This window comes from Streptomyces sp. NPDC060209 (genome assembly GCF_042728155.1).
GTDB lineage: Bacteria > Actinomycetota > Actinomycetes > Streptomycetales > Streptomycetaceae > Streptomyces.
The window spans coordinates 1-7,155 of the sequence record NZ_JBHWZS010000392.1 but is presented as its reverse complement, the minus strand read 5'-3'; the positions used below and the strand labels follow the sequence as shown (position 1 = coordinate 7,155).

Annotated in this window: 6 protein-coding genes; 3 read left to right on the top strand and 3 right to left on the bottom strand. The window is 71.7% G+C overall.

Annotation, left to right across the window (positions count from 1 at the left end; genetic code table 11):
- Positions 1-92: 92 nt before the first annotated feature.
- On the bottom strand, positions 93-923 hold the full coding sequence (locus ACFWFI_RS39200; RefSeq protein ID WP_387400155.1) for an alpha/beta fold hydrolase: 831 nt from the start codon (positions 921-923) through the stop codon (positions 93-95).
- Between the two features lie 307 nt (positions 924-1,230).
- Between ACFWFI_RS39200 and ACFWFI_RS39195 the strand changes: the two genes are divergently transcribed.
- Entirely contained in the window at positions 1,231-2,208 is a 978-nt protein-coding gene (locus tag ACFWFI_RS39195) for an alpha/beta fold hydrolase (protein ID WP_387400153.1), read from the top strand.
- Between the two features lie 54 nt (positions 2,209-2,262).
- Here the strand turns inward: ACFWFI_RS39195 and ACFWFI_RS39190 are convergent, their stop codons facing one another.
- Positions 2,263-3,882: a family 20 glycosylhydrolase gene (locus ACFWFI_RS39190; RefSeq protein WP_387400151.1), complete on the bottom strand. Its 1,620-nt coding sequence runs from the start codon at positions 3,880-3,882 to the stop codon at positions 2,263-2,265.
- A gap of 189 nt (positions 3,883-4,071) precedes the next feature.
- On the opposite strand from ACFWFI_RS39190, the gene ACFWFI_RS39185 reads away from it, so the two are divergent.
- Both ACFWFI_RS39185 and ACFWFI_RS39180 read left to right on the top strand, forming a co-directional pair.
- On the top strand, positions 4,072-5,400 hold the full coding sequence (locus ACFWFI_RS39185; RefSeq protein ID WP_387400148.1) for a glycoside hydrolase family 1 protein: 1,329 nt from the start codon (positions 4,072-4,074) through the stop codon (positions 5,398-5,400).
- 10 nt (positions 5,401-5,410) lie between these two features.
- The gene (locus tag ACFWFI_RS39180) at positions 5,411-5,989 is read left to right on the top strand and encodes a TetR/AcrR family transcriptional regulator (RefSeq protein WP_387400146.1); all 579 of its coding nucleotides are present in this window, start codon (positions 5,411-5,413) and stop codon (positions 5,987-5,989) included.
- Positions 5,990-6,116: 127 nt separating this feature from the next.
- On the opposite strand, the gene ACFWFI_RS39175 is transcribed toward ACFWFI_RS39180, so the two are convergent.
- On the bottom strand, positions 6,117-7,155 hold a 1,039-nt coding region (locus ACFWFI_RS39175), incomplete at its 5' end, for a serine hydrolase domain-containing protein (protein WP_387400143.1).

The window sequence follows — 7,155 nt, the reverse complement described above, 5'->3', positions numbered from 1 at the left end:
GGGGGGCCCCCCCCCCTTCCGCGGGGCCCCCCCCCCCCCCCCGCGGAACCCGGGCCGGACTCGTCGGCGCGTTGCCGGGCGGGGAGCACTCCCTACTCCTTCACGAACGCCAGGAGGTCGGGATTGAGGACCTCCGGATGCGTCGAGAGCATGCCGTGGGGATAGCCCTCGTAGCTCCTCAGCCTGCCGTTCGGCAGCAGCTTCGCGGACAGCGGGCCCGCGTCCTCGTAGGGCACGATCTGGTCGTCGGTGCCGTGGGCGACCAGGACCGGCACGTCGATCTTCTTGAGGTCCTCGGTGAAGTCGGTCTCCGAGAAGGCCTTGATGCATTCGTAGTGGGCGTTGGCCGCGCCCCGCATGCCCTGCCTCCACCAGTTGTCGATCAGCCCCTGTGACACCTCGGCACCGGGACGGTTGAATCCGTAGAACGGACCCGACGACACCTCGATGTAGAACTGCGCGCGATTGGCGGCCAGGGAGGCGCGGAACCCGTCGAAGACCTCGATCGGCAGGCCGCCCGGATTCGACGCGGACTTCACCATGACCGGTGGCACCGCACTGACGAGTACGGCCTTCGCCACCCGTCCGGGCTCGGCCCGGGCGACGTACCGGGCGACTTCGCCGCCGCCGGTGGAATGGCCGATGTGTACGGCCTGCCGCAGGTCCAGCGCCTCGGCCAGCGCCCACACGTCGGCGGCATAGGTGTCCATGTCGTGCCCGGACGCGCTCTGGGTGGAGCGCCCGTGCCCGCGCCGGTCGTGGGCGATCACGCGATAGCCCTGGGCGAGGAAGAACAGCATCTGGCTGTCCCAGTCGTCGCCGCTGAGCGGCCAACCGTGGTGGAACACGATCGGCTGGGCGTCGCGCGGGCCCCAGTCCTTGTAGAAGATCTCCGTGCCGTCAACCGTGGTGACCGTGCCCATGGCCGATCCTTCCGCTTGAAGTGCTCGTGCGGTGAGTGTGCGGGGACGCGTCGGCTTCGCGGGGCGGGAACCGCCACCGCCGAGGAGGCCGAGACTGCGATCAAACGCCACAAACGATACCGGTAAGTGCCTAAACGCTCATTTTGTGGCATCACGCTCTGCCGTGTGGCGCTCAGGGGAGCTGAGTACTGGTCGTCGCGCACGTCGCGAAAGCTCTTCACCCGCCCGGCCCGCCTGACGGTGCCGGGCGTTCGTTCCGGCGGCAGTGTCGTCAGCACTCGACCCCCTCTCCCCTGAAAGAGTGATCATGAAGCAGTTGCGGCCTGCACGAACCCGACGGATCCTCCCTCTCGCCCTGCTCCTGCCGACGGCGGCGCTCATATCCGCCGGACCCGCCGTGTCGTCCGAGGGCGCCGGCCACGGGGAGCTCACCGAGAGTGCGAAGCCGACCGTCGTACTGGTGCACGGTGCCTGGGCGGACGCCTCAGGATGGGACGAGGTGATCAAGAGCCTCCAGGCCAAGGGGTATCCGGTCGTCGCCGCCGCCAATCCCCTGCGCAGTCTGTCCGGCGACTCCGCCTACCTGGCGGCCCGGCTGAAGGCGATCAAGGGCCCGATCGTCCTGGTCGGCCACTCCTACGGCGGCGCCGTCATCACCAACGCGGCCACCGGCAACCCGAACGTCAAGTCTCTCGTCTACATCGCGGCGTTCGCCCCGGACCAAGGTGAGAGCACCCTCCAGCTGACGGCCAAGTACCCCGGCAGCCGCCTCACGGACGACCCCGCGGCGCCGGTCCCCACCGCGCTCGACGCCGTCCCGCTCGGCGGAGGGCCCACCGACGTGGACCTGTACATCAAGCCCGACAAGTTCAGCGACGTCTTCCTGAGCGACCGGCTGGACGAGAGCAGGGCGAACGTCCTGGCGGCGGCCCAGCGTCCGGTGGCCCCGGTGACCGGCGAGGAGCCGTCCAAGACCCCCGCCTGGAAGACGATCCCGTCCTGGTACCTCGTCGCCACCGACGACCGCACCATCGGTACACAGAACCTGCGCTACATGGCCAAGAGGGCCGGCTCCACCACCGTCGAGGTGGATGCCCCGCACGCGGTCATGGAGACCGACCCCGGCGACATCACCGACCTGATCCTCCAGGCCGCCCACGACACCCGCCCCGGCCTCGCCAGCACCGGTACCTCCACGTCGGCGAAGGCACTCGCCGGCGTCGCTCTGCTCGCCGTCACGGGCGGTACGGCCCTCCTCCTGAGCAGCCGCCGCTCCCGCACCTGAGTGTGCGGTGACCCCGGCCCGCAGGGTGAACAGCACTGCGCGCCAAGGGCGATGTCAGACCTCGTCAGCGGCGTGAGCGATCTCCCAGGGGATCTCCGTCGAGGCGAGGTAGGCGAGGCCGCGCCGCTGCCAGAGTCGCGCGTGGTGGGCGACCCGGACGCGGTGGTCCTCCCAGCGGGGCGCCCGGCCGGTCCACGCGGCCGCCGCGACGGAAGGCAGGCGGGGAAGCAGCAGGACGGTCACATCGTCGAGCCCTTCGACCGACTCGGCGAAGACCGTCGCCTCGACACCGGCGACGCGGTCCTCGGGGATCGCATGGGATGCGGGGTCCCAGGCGGCGGCGTGCCGGACGCCGAGGGGCCGGTAGGCGGGGAATCCGAGACGTGCGGCGGTCGAGGCCTGGGCGGGCGGGACGACCTCCGGGTCGTAAGCCCGGTCCAGGTACAGGTGGGACTGGGGGGACAGGAGTACTCGGCCGCCCCCTTCGAGGATGCGGTCGAGGTCCTTGTCGCTGGGGGCGAAGAACCTCTTGAGCGCCGCGATCAACTCGGGGGTGTGGCCCGCCGCGAGCAGTTCGGGGCGGTCGGCGAGCTCCTCCGGGGTGTCCGGCAGATCCATCATCGCCACATCCACCCAGAACTGGGCGATGTCGTCCGGGCCGACGCCGGCGCGCGAGGACTCCTGCCAGGCCAGCGGGCGCTTCCCCGACTCCCGCACCAGTGAACGCAGTTCCCGGATCGCGTGCGCGAAGCTCTCCTGCGTCGTCCCGACGGCCTCGTCCCCGCCGATGTGCACGAACGGGCCCTCGGTCAGGCGGCACACGTCGGCGAGGACCGAGGCCACCGCCTCCCGGGTGCCCCGGTCCGCGAGGTCGAGCGGCGGGACGAACGGGAAACGGCCCTTCAGGCCCTCGGGCGCCGGTGCGTCCGGAAGGCCGGGCAGCGCCTCGCGCAGGGTGGCGCAGTGGCCGGGCAGGTCGATCTCGGGGACGACCGTCACGAAGCGTTCGGCGGCGTACCGCTGGAGGGCGCGGTAGTCCTCGGCGGTGTAGAAGTCGCGCGGGGCGGCGTCCGGGCGGGTCCCGGTGAGCTCGGGCGTGCCGGGGATCTCGAGGCGCCAGCCCTCGTTGTCCGTCAGGTGCAGGTGCAGGACGTTGAGCTTGTAGAGCGCCGCCAGATCGATGACGCGACGCACCTCGCCGGGTGTGAGGTGATGGCGTGCCGGGTCGATCAGGAGGCCGCGCCAGGCGAAGCGCGGAGCGTCGTGCAGTTCCTGGCAGGGGATGGGGCCGGGAGAGGTGGCGATCAGCTGGACGGCCGTGGCCGCCGCCCGGAAGACCCCGGTGGGGGTGGCGGCGAGGCAGGTGATGCCGGACCCGGTGACCGTGAGGCGGTAGGACTCGTCGACGGGGCCGGCGGCGCCGCAGGGGGCGATGCCCACAGTCCGGCCGTGCGGCCGCAGCGATTCGTCGAGGGTGAGCGTGAGGGGCGCGGGCGGCGCGGCCGCGGAGTGTGCGCCGGTTCCCAGGTGCGGTCCGAGAAGGGCCTCGACGGTCCTGGCCACCCCCGTGAGGCGGTCGTCCGTCGCCTGGATCCGCCAGGGCGCCGCGGGGTGCGGGCCGAGACCGGGAGCGGCCGTGGTCTGCCGCTCGGGCTGGGGAATGACGGCGTTCATGCTCTCCTCCACCGGCTGCGTTCTACGGACGTGTGTACCGGGCCCCGCGCTGGTGCGCCGAGGCCGGGTGCCTCTTCCTGCAGGCCAGGTGCGCCTGTACGCTAACACGAAAACCGATCAATGAACGCTTTTCAAGGAGTGGGGGGAGCGGCTTCCGCCGCCCCGCTCCGATGCGGAAGGAGCTCCTCTATGACGCCCCCGACCGGGCCAGGACTCGCACTCCCGGAAGGCTTCCTGATGGGCGCCTCCACCTCCGCCCATCAGGTCGAGGGGAACAATGTCTCCAGCGACTGGTGGGCCATCGAGAACCGGCCCGGCACCTTCGTGTCCGAACGCAGCGGAGACGCGGCCGACAGCTTCCACCGTTGGCCGGAGGACATGGATCTGCTCAGCCAACTCGGTTTCAACGCCTATCGGTTCAGCATCGAGTGGGCACGGATCGAACCCGAGCGCGGACAGGTGTCGCGCGCGGCCGTCGCGCACTACCGCGCCATGGTGTGCGGAGCCCTGGAGCGCGGTCTGACACCGCTGGTTACGCTGCACCACTTCACCTCCCCCCGGTGGTTCAGCGCTCTCGGCGGCTGGGCCTCGCCCGACTCGGCGGACCTGTTCGCCTCGTACGCGGCCGTGGCCACGGAGATCCTCCTGCCGGGCGTCCGCCACGTCGCCACCATCAACGAACCGAACATGATCGCGCTGATGCACACCCTGATCCGCAGGACCGGGCTCGCGGCGGACGGCAGCACCGGCCCGCCGGAGAACGGCGAGCCGAACGGCGTCGCACTCGACCCCGGCTCGGCGGAACCGGACGCCTCCGTCACGCAGGCACTCATCCGCGCCCACCGGGCAGCCACCGCCGTCCTCAAGGCCGCCGACCCCGGGCTACAGGTGGGGTGGACGGTCGCCAACCAGGTCTACCAGGCCGAACCCGGTGCCGAGGAGGCCATGGCGGCGTACGCCCGGCCGCGTGAGGACGTCTATCTGGAGGCCGCCCGCGAGGACGACTGGATCGGCGTCCAGGCGTACACACGCCACCGGATCGGCAACGACGGTCCGCTGCCCGTCCCGCAGGACGCCCCCACCACACTGACCGGCTGGGAGGTCTACCCGGAGGCGCTGGGGGAGGCCGTACGGCACACCGCGGAGGTCGTCGGCCCGCACGTCCCGGTCCTGGTCACGGAGAACGGTATCGCCACCACCGACGACGACCGGCGCATCGCGTACACCGCGGCTGCGCTGTCGAGCCTCGCCTCGGCCATGAGGGACGGGATCGACGTCCGCGGCTATCTGCACTGGAGCGCCCTGGACAACTACGAATGGGGCTCCTACCGGCCGACGTTCGGGCTGATCGCGGTCGACGCGAAGACCTTCGCCCGCACGCCCAAACCGTCCGCCGGATGGCTCGGCTCACTGGCCCGGTCCGGCCGCATACCCGAAGGGGACGACCGACGCGGCGGATCCGATGGACACGACGGACTCCCGGCGGCCGGATCCGCCCGCGTCCGCAGTGCCGGTTAGGCTGCTGACCATGGCGAAACGGGGCCCGTACGAAAAGGGCGAGGCGAAGCGGACCGAGATCCTGCAGGCGGCTCTGGAGATCTTCGCCACCGAGGGATACCGCGGCACGTCGCTGCGCAAAGTGGCCGCCAAGTGCAGTCTCAGTCTGCCCGGGCTGATGCACTACTTCAGCTCCAAGGAGGACCTGCTCACCCAGGTCCTCCGGATGCGCGACGAGACCGCCCGGGTGCGTCAGGACGAGCGCACCAGCCCCGAGAGCTATCGCGAGATCATCCGCGAAGGCGCGAAGACCCCGGGGCTGGTCGAGCTGTTCGTCTCCATGGCGGCGGCGGCCGGTGACCCGGAGCATCCGGCGCACGCGCACTTCGCGGAGCGCTATCCGGTGCTGCGCGAGCGCGTCGCCGGCTTCGTCCAGAATCGGATGGACGAGGGACGGATGACCACGGAGATCCCAGCCGAGCGGCTGGCGGTCCTGCTGCTCGCGGTGGCCGACGGCATCCAGCTCCAGTGGCTTATCGACCGTACGACGGACATGGAGCAGCCCATCGACGACATCATGCGGTTGCTCGCCCTCGACGCGGAGAGCTGAACGGAGCGGGGCGTACCGGCGGTCCCGGCCGGCGCGCCCCGCTCCACCCGCGCGGCCGGGGAGGGAGCGCCGCTGAGGGGATCACCGTCGTCGGAGAATGCCGGCACGGAGAAGGTCTGAGCCGACGTCAGGTCCCGGTGGGGATGCCCGCCGCCTCCCTGACCGCCGCCGTCCACGGCAACCAGCGCGGATCGGGGCCGGCCGACGGATCCCAGGACATCGCCGTGCAGACGTAGCCGACGGCGAGCCCGCTCTCCGGGTGGGCCATGCCGAGCCGGCCGCCCGCGCCGGCGTGCCCGAACGAGCCGTCGCCCAGCAAGGGTTCCCCGGGGCGGGGCAGCTCGAATCCGAGCCCGAAGCGCGAGCGGTCGGGTCCGTCGAACCGGTGCAGCGGTGCGGGCTGCGGCAGATGGTCGGTGTGCGGAGTCCGCGCCAGGTCCAGGGTCCGCGGCGACAGCAACCGTACGCCGTCGATGCGGCCGATGAGGGCGGCGTACAGCCGTGAGAGCGAACGGGCGTTCCCGATGCCGCCCGCTGCCGGTATCTCGGCGGACCGTCCCTCCGCACTGCCGAACGCTCCGGTCACCCGGGCCAGTTCGGCCGCCGAGGCCCGCAGTGCGGTGGCGAGCGGATGATCCGGGGTCAGGCCGAGACCGCCGACAGCCGCCGCGATCCGCCCGGCGGTGGGCGGCGGGCCCGCGGACTGCGGTACGAACCGGTGTTCCTCCCGCCGCGGCAGACCGATCCACAGATCCAGGTCCAGCGGTCCGGCCACCCGGTGGGCGAACACCCGGCCGATGCTCGTCCCCGACACCCGGTGGACGACCTCCCCGATCAGATGGCCGTAGGTCAGCGCGTGGTAGAGGAACGCCGAACCCGGTTGCCATACGGGCCGCATCGCCGCCAGTGCGCGCACCCGCGCGGCGCCGTCGAGCAGGCCGGGCAGGGGCACCCCCTCCGGATCGGCGGTGAACGCGGGGAGTCCCGCCCGGTGGGCGAGCAGGTCGGCGACCGTGGTGTCCGCCTTTCCCGAGGCCGCGAACTCCGGCCAGTAGCGGGAGACCGGTGCGTGCAGGTCCAGGACACCGCGCTTGCTCAGCAGATGCGCGCAGACGGCGACCAGGGCCTTGGAGACCGACATCAGGACGCCGACCGAGTCCGGCCCG